The sequence below is a fragment of the Vibrio sp. PNB23_22_6 genome, assembly GCF_052877535.1.
Genome location: NZ_JBNFXP010000002.1, coordinates 220,850 through 242,102, shown reverse-complemented (window position 1 = coordinate 242,102; position 21,253 = coordinate 220,850). Strand labels below are relative to the sequence as shown.

The 21,253-nt window shown below is 45.2% G+C and carries 19 protein-coding genes and 3 pseudogenes; 11 read left to right on the top strand and 11 right to left on the bottom strand.

All coding sequences use genetic code 11. The features are described from left to right. Positions 1-13: 13 nt before the first annotated feature. The 3 genes from ACVA54_RS02820 to ACVA54_RS02810 all read left to right on the top strand — a co-directional run bounded on the left by ACVA54_RS02820 (position 14) and on the right by ACVA54_RS02810 (position 2,690). Positions 14-700 (top strand): potassium channel family protein, encoded by a 687-nt coding sequence (locus ACVA54_RS02820; RefSeq protein WP_119464110.1) that lies wholly within the window; start codon positions 14-16, stop codon positions 698-700. Continuing rightward, the gene (locus ACVA54_RS02815) at positions 693-1,841 is read left to right on the top strand and encodes an AI-2E family transporter (protein WP_099079636.1); all 1,149 of its coding nucleotides are present in this window, start codon (positions 693-695) and stop codon (positions 1,839-1,841) included. The genes ACVA54_RS02820 and ACVA54_RS02815 overlap by 8 nt, the downstream gene beginning before the upstream one ends. Before the next feature lie 198 nt (positions 1,842-2,039). Then, a complete protein-coding gene (locus ACVA54_RS02810) occupies positions 2,040-2,690 on the top strand; it encodes a DUF2057 domain-containing protein (protein WP_119464111.1) in 651 nt (216 codons plus the stop codon). Between the two features lie 63 nt (positions 2,691-2,753). Here ACVA54_RS02810 and ACVA54_RS02805 read toward each other — a convergent pair whose 3' ends face one another. Both ACVA54_RS02805 and ACVA54_RS02800 read right to left on the bottom strand, forming a co-directional pair. Then, positions 2,754-3,590, bottom strand: a complete 837-nt coding sequence (locus tag ACVA54_RS02805; protein WP_446643582.1) for a DUF481 domain-containing protein — start codon at positions 3,588-3,590, stop codon at positions 2,754-2,756. A gap of 163 nt (positions 3,591-3,753) precedes the next feature. Continuing rightward, on the bottom strand, positions 3,754-4,518 hold the full coding sequence (locus ACVA54_RS02800) for a ferredoxin--NADP reductase (protein WP_099079633.1): 765 nt from the start codon (positions 4,516-4,518) through the stop codon (positions 3,754-3,756). Positions 4,519-4,715: 197 nt separating this feature from the next. On the opposite strand from ACVA54_RS02800, the gene ACVA54_RS02795 reads away from it, so the two are divergent. Beyond that, positions 4,716-5,165, top strand: a complete 450-nt coding sequence (locus ACVA54_RS02795) for an acyl-CoA thioesterase (protein WP_119464113.1) — start codon at positions 4,716-4,718, stop codon at positions 5,163-5,165. Positions 5,166-5,216: 51 nt separating this feature from the next. Here ACVA54_RS02795 and ACVA54_RS02790 read toward each other — a convergent pair whose 3' ends face one another. Next, positions 5,217-5,435, bottom strand: coding sequence for a VF530 family protein (locus tag ACVA54_RS02790; protein ID WP_099079631.1), 219 nt, complete (start codon positions 5,433-5,435; stop codon positions 5,217-5,219). Positions 5,436-5,564: 129 nt separating this feature from the next. Between ACVA54_RS02790 and ACVA54_RS02785 the strand changes: the two are divergent. Next, a pseudogene (locus tag ACVA54_RS02785) lies at positions 5,565-6,480 on the top strand (LysR substrate-binding domain-containing protein). A 65-nt stretch (positions 6,481-6,545) separates the two neighbouring features. Here ACVA54_RS02785 and ACVA54_RS02780 read toward each other — a convergent pair. Then, positions 6,546-7,703: a D-alanyl-D-alanine carboxypeptidase family protein gene (locus tag ACVA54_RS02780; protein WP_099079630.1), complete on the bottom strand. Its 1,158-nt coding sequence runs from the start codon at positions 7,701-7,703 to the stop codon at positions 6,546-6,548. Positions 7,704-8,028: 325 nt separating this feature from the next. Here ACVA54_RS02780 and ACVA54_RS02775 point away from each other — a divergent pair, with 325 nt between their 5' ends. Continuing rightward, complete coding sequence (locus ACVA54_RS02775; protein ID WP_099079629.1) at positions 8,029-9,324, top strand: alpha/beta fold hydrolase; 1,296 nt, start codon at positions 8,029-8,031, stop codon at positions 9,322-9,324. Between the two features lie 80 nt (positions 9,325-9,404). Here ACVA54_RS02775 and ACVA54_RS02770 read toward each other — a convergent pair. From ACVA54_RS02770 to rlmC, 4 genes and pseudogenes are all read right to left on the bottom strand, one after another. After that, positions 9,405-9,572 (bottom strand): annotated as a pseudogene (locus tag ACVA54_RS02770) (GNAT family N-acetyltransferase); the annotation flags it as partial. Between the two features lie 49 nt (positions 9,573-9,621). After that, a pseudogene (locus tag ACVA54_RS02765) lies at positions 9,622-10,510 on the bottom strand (patatin-like phospholipase family protein). A gap of 180 nt (positions 10,511-10,690) precedes the next feature. Then, positions 10,691-11,332, bottom strand: a complete 642-nt coding sequence (locus tag ACVA54_RS02760; RefSeq protein WP_119464115.1) for a MarC family protein — start codon at positions 11,330-11,332, stop codon at positions 10,691-10,693. Between the two features lie 114 nt (positions 11,333-11,446). Further along, entirely contained in the window at positions 11,447-12,577 is a 1,131-nt protein-coding gene (gene rlmC / locus ACVA54_RS02755) for a 23S rRNA (uracil(747)-C(5))-methyltransferase RlmC (RefSeq protein WP_446644579.1), read from the bottom strand. Between the two features lie 144 nt (positions 12,578-12,721). Between rlmC and nfsA the strand changes: the two genes are divergently transcribed. Beyond that, positions 12,722-13,444, top strand: coding sequence for an oxygen-insensitive NADPH nitroreductase (gene nfsA / locus ACVA54_RS02750; protein ID WP_446579224.1), 723 nt, complete (start codon positions 12,722-12,724; stop codon positions 13,442-13,444). Positions 13,445-14,006: 562 nt separating this feature from the next. Here nfsA and ACVA54_RS02745 read toward each other — a convergent pair. After that, entirely contained in the window at positions 14,007-14,603 is a 597-nt protein-coding gene (locus ACVA54_RS02745; RefSeq protein ID WP_119464117.1) for a TetR/AcrR family transcriptional regulator, read from the bottom strand. Between the two features lie 267 nt (positions 14,604-14,870). Here ACVA54_RS02745 and ACVA54_RS02740 point away from each other — a divergent pair, with 267 nt between their 5' ends. The 4 genes from ACVA54_RS02740 (at position 14,871) to ACVA54_RS02725 (ending at position 19,517) form a co-directional block, all read left to right on the top strand. Further along, positions 14,871-15,689, top strand: coding sequence for a hypothetical protein (locus ACVA54_RS02740; protein WP_099079607.1), 819 nt, complete (start codon positions 14,871-14,873; stop codon positions 15,687-15,689). A 12-nt stretch (positions 15,690-15,701) separates the two neighbouring features. Then, entirely contained in the window at positions 15,702-16,823 is a 1,122-nt protein-coding gene (locus ACVA54_RS02735) for a BamA/TamA family outer membrane protein (protein WP_446619105.1), read from the top strand. 10 nt (positions 16,824-16,833) lie between these two features. Beyond that, positions 16,834-17,901, top strand: a complete 1,068-nt coding sequence (locus ACVA54_RS02730) for a DUF4056 domain-containing protein (RefSeq protein ID WP_119464119.1) — start codon at positions 16,834-16,836, stop codon at positions 17,899-17,901. A 305-nt stretch (positions 17,902-18,206) separates the two neighbouring features. Continuing rightward, entirely contained in the window at positions 18,207-19,517 is a 1,311-nt protein-coding gene (locus ACVA54_RS02725) for a dicarboxylate/amino acid:cation symporter (protein WP_099079604.1), read from the top strand. Between the two features lie 73 nt (positions 19,518-19,590). On the opposite strand, the gene ACVA54_RS02720 is transcribed toward ACVA54_RS02725, so the two are convergent. Then, complete coding sequence (locus ACVA54_RS02720; protein WP_446649385.1) at positions 19,591-19,965, bottom strand: YkvA family protein; 375 nt, start codon at positions 19,963-19,965, stop codon at positions 19,591-19,593. Positions 19,966-20,120: 155 nt separating this feature from the next. Next, complete coding sequence (locus tag ACVA54_RS02715) at positions 20,121-21,245, bottom strand: M20 family metallopeptidase (RefSeq protein ID WP_446596882.1); 1,125 nt, start codon at positions 21,243-21,245, stop codon at positions 20,121-20,123. Between the last annotated feature and the right edge of the window lie 8 nt (positions 21,246-21,253).

Below are 21,253 nucleotides of genomic sequence, written 5' to 3'. Positions count from 1 at the left end.
AACAGGAATAACCATGGCTATTGGCAAAAAACTCAAAAATATCAACGAAGAAAACAACTTCTTCTACCTGACCTTAGCGCTCATAGCGCTGTTAATTGGCGGTGCATTTGTCCAAGTTGTCGGCGAAGGAACGATGGAATATCTACTTCAAGGATTTACCATTTTAACCTTCATTGTCTGTATGGCCAGTTTGCGCTTCGATAAGAACTGGTCGCGTTTTCTTTATAGTTTGCTCGGCACTTGGGTAGTTGTCATCATCATACAAGCGCTTTTAGGCATCAAAGAGATGGATGTAATAATGCTCGCTCTCACCTTTGCGTTCTTCTTTGGCACATTCAAATCCATCGCAAGGCAGATTCTCTTCACAGGACACATCAACACCAACAAAGTGATTGGTTCTGTTGCTCTATTTTTGCTTCTTGGCTTGATGTGGGCAATTGCCTACCTCATTTTACTTGAGTTCTCCCCTAACTCTTTTACAGGAATGGAAGCCATCTCCTGGGGGCAGAACTTCTCCAACGCAGCATATTTTAGTTTCGTCACTCTAACCACGCTTGGTTATGGCGATATCAGTCCTACTACACCTCTAGCGCAAGTCATCGTCTATCTAGAGGCGATTGTAGGCGTATTTTATATGGCGATTGTTGTTTCAAGTCTCGTCAGTTCCAACATCGAACAGCAGGTAAGCAAAAATGGATAAACAATCGGAAAAAAATGAAAGTAAGGTTTTCATCAGCAACATGGTGGAATCCGCAATACGCATTGGTTTGATATTGATCTTACTGATGTTTACCTATGACATTATTAAACCCTTCATCTTACCCGTCATTTGGGGGGCTATCATCGCAGTCGCATTGATGCCCATTACCCAAAAACTTGAACGTGTCTACGGCGGAAAGCGAGGACTGGCTGCCACCACGATTGCGCTGCTCGGTATCGCCCTTTTAGTTACTCCTTTGGTGATGGTGTCGGGTTCTATTGTCGATGGCGCCACTCACACACTCGACGTGCTGCAAAATGGCGAAATTAACATTCCGGGACCGAAACCTTCCGTGGCGGAATGGCCGCTAATCGGTGACAAGCTTTATGACGTATGGAGCTTGTTCGCCACCAACCTAGAAAAAGCCATCCAAACGTTTATGCCGCAGATCAAATCAGGTTTAACGTCACTTCTGGGCATGGTAGGGAGCGCTCTGGGCAGTTTGTTACTTTCTATTTTGTCCCTTGCGATTGCTGCCGGTTTTATGGCGTATTCTGAGCCTCTTGCTTCTGGGCTAAAAACCATCGCAGTGCGTACCGCTGGTGAGAATGCCAAAAGTTGGACCACGCTTATCGCTGCCACCATAAAAAGCGTATTACTCGGCGTTGTCGGAGTGGCAGCAATTCAAGCACTGTTAATTGGTGCAGGTTTTTTCTTCTTCGACGTACCAGCAGCTGGCCTACTCACGTTGATCTTGATGATTCTTTGTATTGCTCAGATCCCAGCACTACTGCCACTCCTTCCTGTCATTGGCTATATGTACATGACCAACGACACGACCACAGCAACGCTGTTCACCGTATGGGTTGTAGTGGCGGCACTGTCCGAAAATCTGTTCAAACCTATGCTGATGGGACGTGGCGTCGACGTGCCAATGCCCGTGATTTTGCTCGGTGCAATCGGTGGTATGTTGATCTATGGTATTGTCGGATTGTTCTTAGGCGCTGTTATTCTCGCGATCTGGTATGAACTATTTGTCTGGTGGCTAGACATTGAAAAAGCACAACAGCAAGAGGGTCAGAGCAAACCCAAAGAAAAACCATCAGAAGAAGCTGATTCTGGTCACGGTGCCGGTATTTAATCGTTAAGCAACTTGCAACAAACCGCTGTGAACCAGCGGTTTGCGCTATTTAGTTTACCGTTTTGCCTGGTCAAATAAGATTAAAATGACATTCTTGTTAAATTTTCATTCTTCTTACATTCAAGAGTTGCAATCAGTCACTTATCGATGCAACCTCAATGGCCACTAATACTAATGACTGTGCTTAGGATAAAAACAATGAAATTGATCAAGCCTTTAACTTGTGCGCTTGCTCTTGCAATGAGTAGTATGGCCTTTGCGGACGTGACGATAAATGTTCCTGATAACGTTTCAATTTTGGCGGCAAATGGAGAGAAAGTAAAAGTATCAGGTGGCTTCTTTGCGTCTGAAAAAACGGTCACTTTACCAGATGGCATAAATCAAGTGGTCTTCCGCTACTCTCCATTCTTTAGTCAAGGTAATGACCGTGTTAGCGTTGAAAGTGACGCAATCATCACTCGATTCAACGCAACTGACGCAACGCTTACGTTCCAACTTCCTAAGTACCGTGACCTTCGTGAAGCAGAAAGCAAAATCAAAGACCTAGATTGGAAACTGATTGATGCATCTGGTAACGCGATTGCTGTTGAGCAAGACAAACTCATCAAACCTGGCATGCAAATCGGCCGTGACTACGTTCGTGAAGTAGAAGACTACAATCGTACGGGTGGCGTAGCGGCAATCGCCGTTGCAGGCGCGGTTCAGCCGGCAAAGATTCCGACACAAGCGAACCAAGCCGCTGTAGCAGTAAAAGCGGACTCAACCGCAGAAGAGATGCTTCACTTTTGGTACCAAAAAGCGGACGCCGAGACCAAAGCGCGTTTTAAAGAATACGTAAACAAGCAATAATCCTGTGTTTACTCATTCCTTTCTTAGGAAAATCGAAGCCACGCATGTGTGTGGCTTTGTTGATCAGAACTTGTACGCTAGAGTCAACATCGGCCCATAAAAGCGGAATGTAACGTCAATATCAGAGCGGCTACTGTCGTAATCCACGCCAACTTCATAATAATTAAACGATCCCGTGGCACTAAACTGATCAGTGATAAAGTACTTTGCACCAATATCGACCTCAGCAAGGTAACCTTCAATATCCTCTATTGATAAATAAAACAGCTGCGCATGACTTCTCAAGAGCCACTCTTCACTCAAAGCATATTCAACTCGAATCCCGAGATCAGGTAAAGGCGCTGTCACTTCATTAATCACCTTTTCATCAATGAGCAACGTCGGGATTTTAACTTCATCACCGACTTTAACACCAAACTTGCCATCAAAGCCTAGCGACAGCCACATCACGTGCAAGCCAGCTAAAACATCTAAAGACCACTTCTCATTGGTGTAAAACTGGTAGCCATAGCCAATCCGTGCGATATCGATATCTAACTCTGTGATTAGTTTTGATCCCGCTTGTACGACGTAGGCTACACCGCCAGAGGTGAACTCGAACGGCTTAGTCACCGCCGTTCTGGTTGCTTCCCTATGTAAACTACGCCAATCAAAATAGACACTATGCTTGTCGTTAAAGTAATACTCGAGATCTAGATAGGGCAGTAACGCCACTTCTTTTAGATCGAGATCCGATTCAAAGTCAATCGAGCGAATCTTATCTAAATAGGGATCGTACGCGTTAAGTTTCGTGTCAGTTCGCGAGAAAAATCCGCCTACTTCTATCTCCCACTCCGCGGCTTGCGCAGAGAAAGGCATTAATGTAGCAAGGTAAACTGACCACAATGCGCTCTTGGTCATCCTTGATCCTCAATGCAATGTAAGTTAATGATGGGTTCGTTACGAAAATTGTAACTGGCCGTTGATAAATTGCGACCGTCAAATGGGTAGTAACGATGCAAGAGAAAGATTGAATCACATAAATGCGATCAGCATTAAACTTAGCGTGGCAGATAACACAGGATCACCAATATCTTTCATAAATGATATTTCCTCCGGTACGAGTTCGATATTTATCTAAGCCTAGCGTTTGCAAGACCTGAGAGGTATCTTTGATCATCTCTGGGTTGCCACACATCATCACAAAACTGCTCTGCTGAGAGAAAGAGACATCTGCCATATTCGAAAGCTCGCCAGAGGCAATAAGCTCCGGCATTCGCCCCTGTAATTTTCCTTCAATACTTTCTCGACTGACAATTGGAACGTATTTCAAACGTCCTTCATAACGCTGTTGAAGTTGCTCAATTAAATACTGATATACCCGGTCTTTTCCATATCTCACCCCATGCACCAACACGATATTATCACTGTGAGGTAGCAAATTGATGTCATCTAAGAGGGAAAGAAAAGGACCAATGCCGGTGCCTGTAGAGAGTAACCATAAGTCATTGGCGTGCTTTGGAATCGTATCGTGTACCAAGTCACCATGTGCCACTTCACCAACGAAAATGCGGTCACCGGGTTTGAGCTTCTGAAGCTTAGGGGTTAACCGCCCTTGTGGATTAGCTACGATAAGAAACTCTAACCAGTCGAATTGCTCACTGGGTGCATTCACTACCGAATACGCGCGGCTGATCGGTTCTCCTCGTTCATCGAGTAAAGCGAGCTTAGTAAATTGCCCTGCTTTAAAAACCAAAGGGGCGCCAGAAACCCGCAAGCTAAACAGTTCATCAGTCCAATCGACTCGCTTCTCTACCTTGCCTAGGTTAAAACCTTTCAGTTCTGTCATTGCTCATCTCCTCTGGTGGTTCATATTTAAAGCAGTGCTGTATAAAACGTTATATGGTTACACGATGTGATTTACCATTAAATTTCACACTTTTAGCACAAACTTATTACATTCTAGACAGCCCCATCTAGAATGTTTACTCAAATTAGTAAGCCGCTTCGCAAAATGCAGTCATGTAGAGATAAGGGAACACAAAGATGGATACGCTATTGAATGACTTTCCAGTCATTACGGAGATAAAAGTCGCTTGGGGCGAGATGGATGCCCTACAACACGTCAACAATGCCGTTTATTTCCGCTACTTTGAAACGGCAAGATTGGATTACTTTAATAAAATCAATATATTGGTTGATCTAAAAACAACACAGGTCGGCCCAGTACTGAGTGAAACACAATGCCGCTACAAACTTCCTGTGACTTTCCCTGATACGCTTCTTATTGGCTCTCGTGTCGTTGACATACAAGAAGACCGACTCACGATGGAATACCAAGTGTTTAGCAAGAAGTGGGGCAAAATTGCGACGATCGCGACCGCAACTGGTGTGATGTTTGACTTCAAAAACAACGTGAAAACAGCGATACCAAAACACGTGCGTGACTCCATTCTTGAATTAGAAAGCAGTGGCGGCACGCACCATTTAAAATAATCGAACCAATAAAAAAGGTGGCCTATTGCCACCTTCTCATGGTTGTTGAGCTTAGCAAAACGTCTCAATATACAAAGATTCGATTTTGTCTCTCGCCCACTGAGTCTTACGCAAAAATTTCAGAGATGATTTGATCGACGGATCTTTCTTAAAACAGTTCACACTTACGCGCTCATGCATTCCGTTCCACCCAAAGTGCTCCACTAAACGGGTAAGGATTTTTTCTAAACTCAACCCATGCAGAGGGTTATTCGGCTGTTGGTGGCTCATAATGTTGATCCGATAATAGTTTCGCTTATGCATTATCGCCTAATCTAACCCAAAGTTTACCTGCCACCTAATATTTTAAGCTTGTATTAGCCTACTCATCCCCCCCCCTATAGTCGCTCAAATAGTTTAATGGCCCTCCGCTACGAAAGCCCTCAATGACCTAAATATTTTTGTCGCAACGGCCCGGCAAGGGAGTTTTTCCAAAGCCGCTAACAGCATAGATATGACGTCTGCGGCAATCTCCGCCTCAATTAAACGCCTTGAAGGACAGATTGGGGTTCCACTGTTTGTACGCTCAACACGAAGTCTGCGTTTAACCTCTGAAGGTGAGTTATTTCTCGACAAAACTACGCAGGCCTTAGCTACACGGCAAGAGAGCCTAGATAAAATCGCCAGTGCGCGTGGTGAGCTATCGGGCCAACTGCACATCACCGCTCCCTCGGAACTGGGTCGAAATATGCTCCTCGGCTGGGTAGATGAATTCATCAATGTTTACCCCAATGTTTCTATTAAGCTTGACCTTGCTGATAGCCTCACCGACATGTACACCTAGCCGGTAGACATCGCGATTCGTTATGGTGAACCTTGTGATTTTGCTTGGTGTGGTGCAAACGAACAAACCTTATGTGCCTCACCTGAGTACGTATCTCGCCATCCATTGTTAACAAAACCAGAAGATCTCAATCAGCATAACTGCCTGTGTTACATAGTCACTGATTCGGCTTACAACAAATGGACGCTAACTCGAAATGGCGAAACCGAACAAGTCGTTGTAAGAGGAAATCTACTGAGCAACAACAGCGATTTATCACATCGCTTAGCGATTAAGGGGAAGGGCATTACCAACAAATCATTAATGGACATTAGCCAAGATTTAATTGAGGGTAGACTTGTGCGCGTATGACTAGGCTGGGATTGCGGTCCAGTGCCACTCTACATGATGTGTGCTGACCGTCATTTGCTGACGCCAACCATTCGCTCGTTCCGCAATTTCATACAAGAAAAATGCCGTCAGAAACGGGCGAAAGTACTGGCAACATTTTGAGTAATTAGTATGACGACTCCATATACCCACGCACCTTGATGGTATTGGGTATATGGGATTTTTGTTTAATTAAATAATGATTTAACCCAAAGCATGAAGCTGTCCCAAAGCTGACCAATCCATGATCCCTCATCTACAGTTTGGTTGCTGACAAGCGGATAGCTTGCGACCGTTTCGTCGTCATTTTTCCATATCACTTTACCAACGACGTCCCCCTTCTTGATTGGAGCAATCAAAGGCTCATTCACAATGACCACTTTGTCTAACTTCGCTCGCATGGTACGTGGAAGAGTAAGGAATACATCTTGAGCAAAACTTAAGTCGATTTCGCTGACATCACCTTTCCAAATCCTCACTTTAGATTCAACTTCGCCCTGTTTCGCAATTTGCTTGGTATCATAAAAACGGAAACCATAACTCAACAAATTCTTAGATTGGCTTATTCTCGAGCGCTTGCTTGGCGTTCCCATCACCACAGATATCAATCGCATCTTCCCCTCTTTTGCCGAGCTGACCAAACTGTACCCGGCGTTACTGGTGTAACCAGTTTTCCCACCATCTACATCAATCGAGTTATCCCACAGCAACTTATTGCGGTTGTACTGAGTGATGTCATTCCACTTAAACACTTTTTCACTATAAAGAGCATAAACGTCTGGTACATCTTTGATAATTGACTGCATTAGCCTTGCCATATCTGCTGGAGAAGTTTGAATGCCCTCACTATCTAAACCATGAGAGTTAACAAAATAGGTATCTTGTAAACCCAACTTCTCAGCCCAACCGTTCATCAAAGACACAAATGCACTCTCACTGCCCGCGACATGTTCTGCGAGCGCCACACATGCATCATTTCCGGACTGAATGATCACACCGCGCATCAAGTTCCCGACGCTGATTTCGTCTTTGGGCTTAATAAACATTTTGGAAGAGTCAGGAAATTTTGCTGACCATGCATTTTCACTCACTGTCACCTTATCTTCCCAACTCAAACGGCCAGCTTTGATCTCCTGCCCTATCACATATGCCGTCATCAATTTGGTTAAACTGGCAGGCGCTAATCCTGCTCTTGCATTTTGCTCGGCAATAATGGCGCCAGATTGATAATCCATTAATACATAGCCTTTTGCTTGCAGTTCCGGGGGCTCTGGCGTGATCACCGCCAACACTGGCGCGCTAATTAAGTAGACGACTAATATCCATCGGGGTAAAGAACGTTTCATCTGGCTTCCTCCATGATCAGCACAGCGATACAGCTAACGGCAACGCACACCTCTATTGCCGAACATATTGTGGGTTTCTGTCACAGCCCATGCATTTAAGCGTGTGATTTCATTGCTAAAGCAATAAGCTGTAATGTGATCATAGTCCACTACACACATAGCACCACTTCAAAGGAACACTTTCTGTCGCGAGAGACGCGCACTACTGCACTACGGCTATCGAATTATTAGTCTGTCGCCATTGGTTAAAGCGCTAAACCGAAGTAAAGTGATGATACTAAAGCGAGTCGCACAAACCGTTCTCAATAAGGAAATACCAATAACAATGAACGCTCAAGCATTTATCGACGCAGGATTGCATTACATTCCCCATACCTTCACCGTTCCACTCAACTATCAAGACGCTAGCAAAGGGACGCTTAACGTCTTCGCACGCAGCGTATCTTTGGTCGGTGATGAAGAGTCAGACAAGCCATGGTTAGTGTATTTACAAGGCGGCCCTGGCTTTCCTTCTCCGCGTCAAAATGGCAACAGCGGTTGGATCAAGCGTGCACTGCAAGAGTATCGCGTTCTGCTTTTAGACCAACGCGGTACAGGTAACAGCAGCGTAATCAACCACCAAACCTTGGCGCATTTAGATCCAGAGCAGCAAGCTGAGTATCTAAGCCACTTCCGTGCAGATAACATCATTAGAGACGCTGAATTTGTTCGTCGCCAATTTGGCATCGAAAAGTGGGCCACTTTAGGACAAAGTTTTGGTGGCTTCTGCACTCTGACGTACCTATCAATGTTCCCAGATAGCTTGCTACAAAGCTACATTACAGGAGGCGTACCTTCCGTTTCTCGTCATGCTGATGATGTTTATCAAGCAACATTTAAGCGTACAATGGAGAAAAACCGAGCCTTCTTCCAGCAATTTCCACAGGCACAAGCACTTTGCCAAAATATCGCCAATCATCTGCTAGAAAACGAAGCGTTTTTGCCGAACGGCCAACGTTTTACCGTTGAGCAATTCCAACAAATCGGCATTAACTTTGGTGTTAGCGATACCTTTCTACCAACCTACTATTGGTTGGAAAGTGCCTTCATAGAAGTCAATGGCAAGCCTCAGCTACGCTACGAGTTCTTAAATGACATGTTGGCGCAACAGAATTTCCAGACCAACCCAATTTATGCCATTTTACATGAATCAATCTACTGCCAGGATTTCGCTTCCAACTGGAGTGCCCATCGAGTTCGCCAATCGTACGATGCGTTCAACTATGAGCCAGGTAAACCGTTCTACTTCACCGGAGAAATGGTTTTTCCATGGATGTTCGACCAATACGCGAACCTAAAACCACTTAAAGCCGCGGCAGAGTTATTAGCAACGAAAAAAGATTGGACGCCACTTTACAATGCAGAGCAACTGGCGCAAAACAAAGTGCCAGTTAGCTGTGCGGTCTACGCTGACGATATGTTTGTAGAAATGGACATCAGCCGTGAAACACTGGCTATCATGCCAAATGCGAAAGCATGGATCACTAACGAATATGAACATAACGGACTGCGAGCAGACGGCGAACGCATTCTGGATAAGCTAATCGCCATGGGTAAACAAACCGCTGCGACTCTGATATAAGGGGTAAAAAACGCCTCTTCACTCATGATGAAGAGGCGCTTCTGTATACGAACTCTCACTCATTCTAAGTTCAGATTAACTTAATCTTTCACTCGTTTTCTCATGGCTTTGGTGACCACTCTATAGCCCATTTTATGGTAGAAATCTTCACCTTCATGATTAAATGACGCGACGGTCAATCGAATTTCTTCAATATCTTGACTACACAAATCACTCTCGATTTTATCCATCAATGACAGACCAATACCTCAGCTTTATTAATAGCCTCCCGCATGATGCGGGGAGGCTATTAAGCAATCATGAATGAAGTGTTGCGATAATATCAATGTGACCGTTTGCTCTACCTAAGCCCCGTAAAAGAGCGTTGCATTAAATGTTCACGGCCTGCCAATAACCCCATTTCATAACCCTCTAATAATACCGACTGGCGCATAGAAAGGCGCTGAACATGAAACTCATCAGGTGGAGCAATAACACGCACTCGAGTCCCTTCAGGCGGATTACGAATGAACGCTAGTGACTCATTGTAATTCTCTGAGCGATTCAACATGGCCTCTGCCATTTTTGGGTGTTCTGCGAACAGTTTTTTCATTAACCAAGGGGTTTTGACTGGCTTCTTCTCATAATTTAAAGGGTGTGAAAGCAATACCGTGATGTCTCGCGCGCCACGGCGATGGGCTTCACGCACCGGAATAGAGTCTGCGACGCCGCCATCGGTATAACAACCACCAGAGAAACATGGGGTATGTTTATAAGCAATCGGCAGCGCAGTGGTTGCCTCAATTGCGTGATTAAAATTATCTCGATTCACTCGGTAGTAATCTGCTTTGCCTGTATCCACGTTAGTAGTCGCCGCTAAGAAAGGGATACCATCAAAGAGTTTTGCTTCATCGACCGGGTACAAACGATTGGATTCTTCAAACAACCATTTAACATCGATTAGATCACCACCTTTTAGAAAGCGCGTGGGATCGAAGAAGCGCTTGCTGGTTGCAAGTTTGGTGATCACATTAATGCTGCGGTGCGGGTAATCGGTCAAATAACCAATTAAGTTTGATGCCCCAGCCGACACACCAATCGCAAAATCAAATGGCTTGTAGTCCTGTTCTAAAAATGCATCTAACACGCCGCTGGCAAAAACGCCACGCATTGCACCACCTTCGACGACGATTGCTCTTGTTGCCATATGTCCCCCCCAATAAATACGTTAAAAGACTACTGAAATTCGTGCTATAGCAACAATCGGTTATTCTTATCATTGAGATAGATGAAGTCTATGTTTATCTGACGCTTAAAATGAAAACTTAGGTTCATAAAATTCACAAAGTCCAAGCCCAAAAGCAAATGTGGGTTAAACTCGATGGAATTATGAAAAGACGGTTTTATACGCTTCTGCTGCACCATCAATGAACATTTGAGTACCGATCACGGCAAGGATGAGTCCCATCATTTTGGTGATAACATTTAGCGCACTTGGACCAACCGCTTTGACTAGACGATCACCAAATAAAAATAATACATAGGTGATCACACATAACACGGCGAATGACACGATAGTTATGATGGTTTGATCAAGCCCGCCTGATGTCGCAAAGTTCATCGCGGTAGCAATCGTACCTGGCCCTGCTAATATCGGCATTGCCAGGGGAGAGACAGCAATACTCAATGCCGCTTGCTGCTGAGCTGGTGAATACGCCTTCTCTTTGGTTTTTTGGTGAGTCGAATCGCCCTGAAGCATATGGAATCCGATGACAAAGACCAAGATTCCCCCTGTTATACGCAGCGCATACAGTGTAATGCCAAACAGGTCAAAGATGAGCTTTCCGGCAACGGCAAACACCGTGACGATGACAAAAGCAAATAACACCGAGCGGAACGCTATCGAATGCACGGTCTCTTTGTCCTCATCTGCCGTCAGGCTCAAAAAGATCGGAATATTGGCGAGCGGATTCATGATGGCAAAAAAGCCCATAAACACCGTAACGGTATGCAGGATTAGATCTTTCATGCAATTCACTTCTGTAAGCTATTGATTCTAACCCTCAGTATATACCCAAGTTATTACATCACTTACGGACTAATTATTAACCCTGCGCCCACATCACAAGCGCAAAGTGATTAATTAACGTCTTTCTAACAGCATCATGGCCTCAGTATGATCGGTGTGGGGAAACATATCAAACCACTGGCAACGGAGTACCTGATAGCTCGACATCGCCAATAAATCTTTAGCCATGGTTTCTGGATTACAGCTCGAATAAATCACGTATTTTGGACCCGATTGCTCTAATTGCGTGGCCAGTGACTCACCTAAACCTCTACGAGGGGGATTAACTAAGATCAACTCTGGCATTTTATCTTGTGACTGAGAAAAACGACTTGAATCCAATGCGGCAAAATCAAGATTATCAATACCCATCATTGCGGCTGAACGCTTTGCACTCGCGATCGCCTCTGATTCGATTTCGATTCCCGTTACCGCAGTATGCTTCGACGCACAATGTAAACCAAAACCACCAACACCACAGAAAAGATCCCACATTGTCTTGGGCTTGATCTCCGCCACCCACTGCTGTGCTGTCGCATACAGTTGTTCAGCCACCTGTGGATTGGTTTGGAAAAAGCTCTTGGGACGAATCACCAAAGGGACATGATTAAATCGCTCAAGCAAGCTTTGTTGCTCGGTCAAAAAGATTTCTTCTTCACCCTCAAGGCGTGCCATATGGATCGGCTGTAGGTTCACCGTCACAACCGTTACGCTAGGAAAGGCTTGCTGTAAACGCGGTAAATTCGCTCGCACACGCTCCAAAGCCGTGTCGCTGCGCATGACAAATCGCAGCATAAATTCACCGCTGTTTTGCGCTCGTGTCAGCAACACAAACTTCAATTCGCCTTTCTTTTTCACTTTGTTGTAAGGCGGAATACCTGCGACGCGAATCCAGTCTTGCAAATAGCTTAACAGCTGCTGAGTCTCATCTGGGTAAAGAGGACAGTTCACTAATGATAATGGCGAACCATCCTGAACGTTTTCGATGCCTAGCGTCGGTTGATGCGCGGCCCCCAATGCAACCATCTTTGCCTTATTGCGAAACTGCGTTTTGTGACTCAGTACGGGTGTTAACCATTGTTTTGGGGAAAATGGAGCAAACATCGCCCTCAGCCGAGCGTCTTTCTGCTCAACTTGAAGTGAGTATGGGATGTCGCTGTTTTTACAAGAAGCACAACGTTGCTGAGCAAAGAATTCACATCGCATGATGAATCGCCATTTCAAAGAAAAGGCGCAAGTCTAGCTCTCTACTCCCGCTTTACTATTCTGATTGTTTACCGTCACGATAAAAATGATTATGTTGTACCTTCAGACACAAAACATACATAACAAAAACAAGGAAGCTATCTCGTGAACAATACCATTCGAACCATTATGGCTCATCGCTCAATTCGAAAATTTACGCCTCAACCCGTTGAGAACGAACAGCTACAAGCGATTATCCAAGCCGGATTAGCCGCCTCTTCCTCCAGCCTGTTACAAGCCGTGTCTATCATCCGAGTCACCGACCAAGCCAAACGTAAATTGCTTGCTCAATACGCGGGAAATCAAGCCTATGTTGAAGATGCGGCTGAGTTTTTGGTGTTTTGTATCGACTATCAGCGTCACATCAGCATCAATCCTGCAGTCCAAGCGGACTATACTGAATTAACACTTATTGGCGCTGTCGATTCTGGCATTATGGCGCAAAATTGCTTGCTTGCCGCAGAGTCAATGGGATTAGGCGGTGTCTACATTGGCGGTTTAAGAAATCGCGCCGAAAAAGTGGATGAACTACTTGAGCTGCCTCAAGGCACGGCTGTGCTATTTGGTATGTGTTTAGGGTATCCGGATCAGAGCCCTGAAATTAAGCCACGTTTGCCAGCGCATGTTGTTATGCATGAAAATCAATATCAACCACTTAATATGGATGATATTCAACATTATGACCAAACTATGCAAGTATACTACGCAAATCGCTCTGCCAATCAAAAACAAAGCACTTGGTCGCAAGACGTCACCACCAAACTGTCTGGAGAATCGCGGCCACACATTCTCCCCTATTTAAACAGTAAAGGGCTTGCGAAACGCTAAGCTTAACCACACCAAACCTTATTGGAGAGTGCGTCGGAACGCATTTAACGTCTCAAGAGCTACGTCAATCAAGTTAGGCCACCTTTCCTTCTTTTATCTCACATAACTCCCTTGTAATTACTAGGGAGTTATGTGAGATAAAATGCAACTATACGCCTCCTGTCATATTTTGGATTACAGGATAAATCATCGTCACCTACTCTGACGGAGCTCACGCCCAGAGCACTCAACACTCGCGGAAAGAACTCGGTTCGGGGCAATCACACTCCCCCGCCCTCGTTAGCAGGAACAATCTGTTTTTACCTTCTTTTATAACGTCTAATTTGGCGAGTGTGGAAGAGGTAAGAAAGGTGAAAAATGCAATCTCAAAACAGCTTCTCGATTAATCTCAATCAGCAAAAATCTATCGCCAAGAAACGTTTAAAAGCGATTCGTCAAAACGATACGGATACTCTATCGGGTCGGTGGCATTCACAACCATGAACATGACCGTTGGACTTGGGATCATAAGCAGTTGCCCACGCTCAACCATGGTGTTCAAAACCAATAATCGTAAGATAAGTTAACAGCGATATCCTTCGAGAAACAGGGCAAGAATATCATCAACGGTTTTCTTGCGCTGCTCTATGCTTGGCACTTCTTGGGTTGCGATGAGTTGCGGCCACAGAAAGTTGCCCTTTAATAAACACATCAACATGTTACTCATCATCGCAGGATCGAGCGATTTAACTTTGTTATCGGCCATTGCCTCAGAAAACCAATTCTCCAACAACTCGTCTTGGCGTTGCAGTTGGTGCAGATAATTTTCTGCCAGTTCTGGCGTACGCATAAATTCACCGATCACCATTTTGGCCAAGGGTAAACCAAAATCTTCGTACATAGAGTCCAGCTTAGCGTGTAGGTAGTCTCTGAGTTGCGCTTCTACCTCTAACGTTGGCGAATACTGTAATTGTAATTTGGCTCTTTGAGTCTCTAAAACGGCTCGAATGGATTCAATGAATAACACATCTTTACTTTCAAAATGGCGATATAACGTCCGTTTTGATGTCGCTGCACGCCCACACACTCTATCCATATTTGCGCAAGTAAAGCCATACTCAATAAATTCTTGTTGAGCCGCTTCAATGAGCGCCAAGCGCTTTTTCTCTGAAAGTTTCATCGTTCTAGATTCACCAACCTCATGTAAGTGGTTCAGAGTATAGCGCACAGCAATCAAAAGTATACTTTGAAGTTTACTTTTTCAATTTTAGGAGTAAGATGCGCTCGTCGATGTTAAGAGCCTATCAATCAATAACTAAAATCGCTTAACTTAAGCTGTGGTGCTTTGTCTTCCTGACTAAGTAATCTTTTTTTCCGTGATGCAAACACCGAAGATATTCCAATATCTCCGGCGTATTTTTATCCGTCACGTTTGATGAAATTAACTATGAAATTACGATCTTTGATCTTTGCTTGCTCTTGCTTACTCTCTGGAATCGCGAATGCTGATTCTTTTTCACTGCCTATTTGGAAAGAAAAAGCAGAAGAGCTTGGCTACAACTTACCAAAACCTTTTGGTCTAAATCTCAGCTACATGAGCATGGAGCAAGGCATCAATGTCGACTCTATTGCTTTAAAAGGCGTTCAGCTCGGGCCAATTGATCTTGATGAACTTCCATTAGAAGCTGGTGTTGGAAAACAAGCAACAGATGTGATGACACTTCGTGCGGACGTTTGGCTATTTCCATTTTTAAACCTTTATGGACTAGTCGGAACTTTAGACGGTTATTCTGAAACCACCGTTAAACTAAAAGTTTCTGATCATACATTATTTGAAACGCCTTTCCGCTTAGATCTGGATGGCTATACCTATGGCGGAGGGTTCGTACTCGCGGGCGGTTACAAACAACTTTTTGCACTTGTTGATGCAAGTTATACCCAAACCAATTTGAATGTCATCGATGGCGCAATTGACGCTATTGTCGTGTCTCCACGAATTGGTTATGACTTCAATAACCATGGCATACCTTTGCGATTTTGGATCGGTGCCATGTACCAAAATGTGGAACAAGAGTTATCAGGCACACTGAAACAAGCTGGAATCAAGGGACTTCCAGGTCGTTTTGAAGTTAAACAACAATTGACTTCTGAATGGAACACCATCGCTGGCATGCAATACCAAATCAATGATGATTGGTATCTCTTGGGTGAAGCGGGTTTTGGTGAACGCCAAAGCATCTTTTTCTCTCTAGACCGCCGCTTTTAGAGTGTAAAAACTATGCAAGCGATAAAATACATTGCTCTGTCTGCCTTGTTTTTCCCCCCTCACACATTCGCAGAAAAACAAGATAGCGGTTGGATGGATGAGTTGTTGACCAAACTTGGCTCAAGCGAAGCCGTAGACGAGTCGAAGCTGATCGACTGGGGCGTGCTGCCCGGTCCATTCGTGAATCCAGAACAAGGCTTTGGCATTGGCGTTGCCGCGGTGGGTCTATACACCCCTTACGATTGGCAAAAAGGCGACCCTTATTCCACTGTCACGGCAACGTCTTACGGTTCAACCTCTGGTTCTTACGGCTTGGGGTTAAACAACCGCACTTACTTAAAAGATGACAAAGTTCGTCTTTTAGGTGAAGCATGGATCAGTCATACACCCGGTTATTACTGGGGTATTGGCAGCCAAGCAGCAGAGAACGATAACAATAAAGTGCAGTATGATGGTCAACGTATACAGTTGAACCCAAAAATCGCGGTAGAAATCGCACCCAATACCTACGCCAAGCTCGGTTGGCAATGGCAATCATTCAGTAAAGTAAACGGTGTTGATGGCGATATACTTCCTTCAGAAGTCACCGATGCCACCAGCAGTGGCGTCTTGATTGGAATGGAATACGATACTCGCGATTTCGAACCAAACCCAATGCATGGTCAGTTTCTCGATCTTGAATGGATTGCGAACCGTGATTCGCTCGGCAGTGATGAGGACTACGACAATCTCGTGGCGAACTATCGTGTTTACCAACAATGGACCGACACCACGATTATCGCAATGGAGGTATATTCACAATCGATTTCCGGTGATGCTCCTTGGTTCGATTATGCCCAACTGGGTGATGCTCAACGTATGCGTAGTTATTACCAAGGGCAATATCGCGACAAACATCAGCTTTCTACACAAGTAGAAATTCGCCATACCATTGCAGGTCGTCATGGTGTGGTGGGCTGGGTGGGTGCCGGCAATATCGCACCAACCTATCACGACTTATTCGAAAGCCGTTGGCTACCGACGGTAGGTGTTGGTTACCGATTTGCGTTTAAAGCTCGTATTAATGTGCGTATTGATTTAGGCGTGGGTAAAGACAGCACGGGTTTCTATTTCCAAATTAATGAAGCATTTTAGGAGTGGGGGTTTGAAAAAAACAGCACTATTACTATTTAGCCTTTGCACCGGATTCGTCCAAGCACAAGAACTCAAAGCGCCAGTCGGCGTCAGACCTTGCTGTGCGTTCGGTGTCGATCTTAAAGCGCAATTAGGAAGCGTGCCCGTTCCTTTCTTCTCTCTTGAGAATGTTTTATCTAGCAGCGAAGTGGGCACTCATCACTACAATGATGGTAGCGAATCCGTCTCTGCTAGCATACTTGGACTAAACGAAGAAGCCAATGGCATTATCTTTACCGAACTCGGTGGTTTTATTGATACGGCGCACGTTCGTGATACGGCCGACTACACCTACTATTTATTCCAGCTAAACCGTTATTATTTAGGACGCGCCGCGTATCTGGATTTACCTGCTGAACTACGTATCAGACGTATTCGGTGGTTTGAACAGAACACCCCATTCAGTGAGCAAGAGAAAATCGAGCGCAGCGCTCAGGCAGCCGCCTTAACCGCATTTCAACTCGCACAATGGCATGAGATTGCGCAGTGGTTTGGTATGGTATCCGTGAGTGGCTTTAAGGAGCTGGCTTCGGCATTCTCTTCTGAGGACCTTTACTCCAATATGCTAGGCGCGAAATTGGCGAAACAAGTGCTGATGAGCAACCCAGAACTTGATCAACAAGCGTTTTCAAAGGCGATGGATAGTGCGTTACAGCGAGCACTCTCTGATTTGCAAGCGCAATCTAAATCAATCACTAAAGAACTTATTCAGCAACTTGATGGTACTTGGTGGGACAGCTCACGACGTTTACCAGATAAGTGGGTAGTCCGATTCCGTGACTATCATTTAGCACTCACATTAAGCCCAAACTATTCTGGCTCAACCCACTCACTTTCACTCAATGATCGCTTTACCAACCAGCAACCCATCGATCAATGGATGACTATTGAGCTTGTTGCGGGCGACCAAGAAAACGCATTTTCGACTCTGCCTAACGCACTGAAGTCAAAATCGATTTGGTCGACACGAGACTTTCAACCATTAGCCAGCTTTGCGAAATCGGTCGATGATCAGACTCGCCCGCCTCTGAAAAAATAAACTGAATAATCAGCGCCTAGTTATGCACTAGGTGCTGAAAACACCCTTTGATGCTTTCAATCCAGCCCCACCTGCAAATGTAATAAAACATTTCCTACGGTTGCATATTCGATGAAATTGTAAAAAACCAGCACTTTAAACCACAACAAGTGTTAATGCCCAGTTAAAAACCCAAACTTTATAGTGATGAAGATCACATTCACTAACCATTCAGACGATTATTCTTTCGTATTTTTATCCTCCCCTGCTACTCTGCTTGCCGCCTTGAAGTGAACTCAAGGTGCATAACTATAAGGAGTGTTCTCATGAATACCAAGAAACCGATGTCGCTTACTAGCCGCGTAATATTGGGTATGGTAGCGGGTATCTTGACCGGATTTGCAATTCGCACGCTTTTCGCCGACAACGGATTTGTCGACGCATACATTGTTAATGGATTATTTGAAGTTGGTGGTCAAATCTTTGTTGCCAGTTTGAAAATGCTTGTCGTACCGCTCGTGTTTGTTTCACTGGTTTGTGGTACTAGCTCTCTCAAAGACCTCACTACCTTGGGTCGCATGGGCGGTAAAACCCTTGCGTTCTACATAATAACCACCGCGGTTGCTATTACCCTTGCTCTAACGATGGGTAGCTTGTTCCAACCAGGAGCAGGGGCTGATCTAACCGCTGCAACGTCATTCAAATCAGCAGAAGCGCCATCACTGGGTCAGGTGATCATTAACATGTTCCCGACAAACCCAATCAGTGCAATGGCAGAAGGTAAAACCCTGCAAGTTATCGTATTCGCAGTACTATTCGGTATCGCGATCAGTACTGCTGGTAAACCAGGGGAACGCATTGCCGCTTTCTTCGTTGATCTTAATGATGTGATCATGAAGCTGGTTGCAATCTTAATGCACCTTGCACCTTTCGGTGTATTCTTCCTAATGGCGAAACTGTTTACTAGCCTTGGATTGGGTGCCATTTTGAACCTAGCAGAGTACTTCCTCGTACTAGCAGGCACACTCCTGCTGCACGGTTTGGTAACTTACAGTTTGATGCTAAAAGGTTTCACAGGACTTAGCCCGATGAAGTTCCTGCGCAAGATGGAAGACGCGATCATGTTCGCCTTCTCTACTGCATCATCAAACGCGACCATTCCTGTCACCATGGAAACAGCAAAGTACCGCATGGGGGTTGATAACCGCGTATCGTCTTTCACCGTACCTCTGGGTGCGACAGTGAACATGGACGGCACAGCCATTATGCAAGGTGTTGCAACAGCGTTCATCGCTCAGGCGTTTAATATTGATCTAACGATGGGTGATTACCTGATGGTGATCATGACGGCAACATTGGCGTCTATCGGTACGGCGGGTGTCCCTGGCGTTGGTCTAGTGATGCTAGCAATGGTATTGAACCAAGTTGGTCTGCCACTTGAAGGTATCGCACTGATCATGGGGGTTGACCGTCTGCTAGATATGATTCGTACCGCCGTCAATATCACCGGTGATAGCGCTGTGACCATCATTGTCGCTAAATCAGAAGGTGCATTAGATGAAGCTCGCTTTAACGATCCAAGCGCTGGCGTAGCAGAAGAAGAAGTGCACTGGAAACGTGCCGAAGCACAAAGCTAGCAAGCACAATTATCCAGTCAAAGACAAGCCCCGATGGAAACATCGGGGCTTTTGTTTTTCGACGCGGTTGGGTCTAGTCCATCATCGAGCCTAGCTTTTCTCTTGCTTGCTCTTCATGCTGTTCAGTAATAGCGCTGCCGACTGAGTTTGCCGCGAGAGTGAGTGCTGCCATATCGTCAGTGAACCCCACTCCAGCAAGCACATCTGGCACCATATCGGTGGGTAGAACAAAGTACGCCAGCGCCCCACCTAATATCGCTTTATGACGCACAGCAGTACTAGAGTCGGTCATTGCAAGCCATGATTTGATGCCCATGACGGCCACCTCTTCACTCGCTTTTTTGACCGAGTTTTTCATTTTACGCCAAAACGTTTTTTCATCTGGCGCATTTAACGATTCATCGACGACGTCATTAGGCGCCGACTTTACAGACATGGTTGTGGTCATCGTTGCCTCCAATATTTGTGACTGTGACACAGAGTGTAAAGAGAGAAACCTGAACGTAAGATTAATAACCAGAAACAATATTGAAAGCATAAAAAAATCCCCAAACCGAAGTCCGGGGATTGTGTTATTGGAACCAAGTTTTAAAGCACAATGCCTTATTGGGCAATCTTCTCTACGACACGCATCAGCATTTTGATACGAGGTTCGATAGACTCAAGCAACAAATACTCTTGGTCACTATGGAAACCAGCACCGATTGGTCCTAAACCATCTATGGTAGGAATGCCAAGGATCGCCGTATTGTTTGCATCGGAACCACCGCCGACTTCATGCCATTTGATGTCAATCGCAAGCTCTTGAGCCGCTTCTTCTACCAATGCCATCAAACCGTCTGTTTGTGGGCTAGGTATCATGGATGGCTTATACGCTTCACGAGTTAGACTGATGCTGACACCATCAACAAACGGCGTCGTAACCAAACCATTTAGCTTACTGTCGACATCATCGTACTCTTCATTACTCCAGAAGCGTACGTCAACAATCGCTTCCGCTTGTTCAGGAACAATGTTTGCTCCATTACCGCCAGAAACGACACCGACATTGAGTGTTGTACCAGATTCGTAGTTGGTCATCGCATTGATCGCCAGAATCCAGTTCGCCATCTCTGTGATTGCGCTGCGGCCATTCTCTGGCTCGTTACCTGCGTGAGCAGCAACACCATTAAAGCTGATTTTGTAACACGCCATGCCCTTACGAGCTTTTACTAAACCACCGTCGGCACGTGCCGCTTCTGCTACCAGAACATGCCTCGCATTCTTCGCTACCGATTGAATCCAATCCACAGAATCCAGAGAGCCCGTCTCTTCATCTGGGTTCATGCAGATTGCAATAGACAGCTTATCCAACACCGCTTGGTCTAAGTTGCGCATCGCGTACACGATATTCAGCAAACCAGATTTCATGTCCGATACTCCCGGACCGTACGCTTTCTCTGCGTCTTGAGACATTGGACGCAGTTCAGCCGTACCCACAGGGAAGACCGTATCCATATGGCCAATCAGCATTACGTCGATTTGTTCTACTTCTGGTTTGTTTCGTACTTCTAGACCAATACCTGCTTTGCCACAATCGATGCGTTTTACGCTCCAACCCGACATTGCTTGGTATTTCTCCTCAAACTGAGAAGCGATAAACTCGATACCATCGGTGGTGTAAGTACCGCAGTCCACATTGATTAGCGGACGCAACTCTTCAAGATATTCATTTAGAGAAAATTGCATTCCCCACT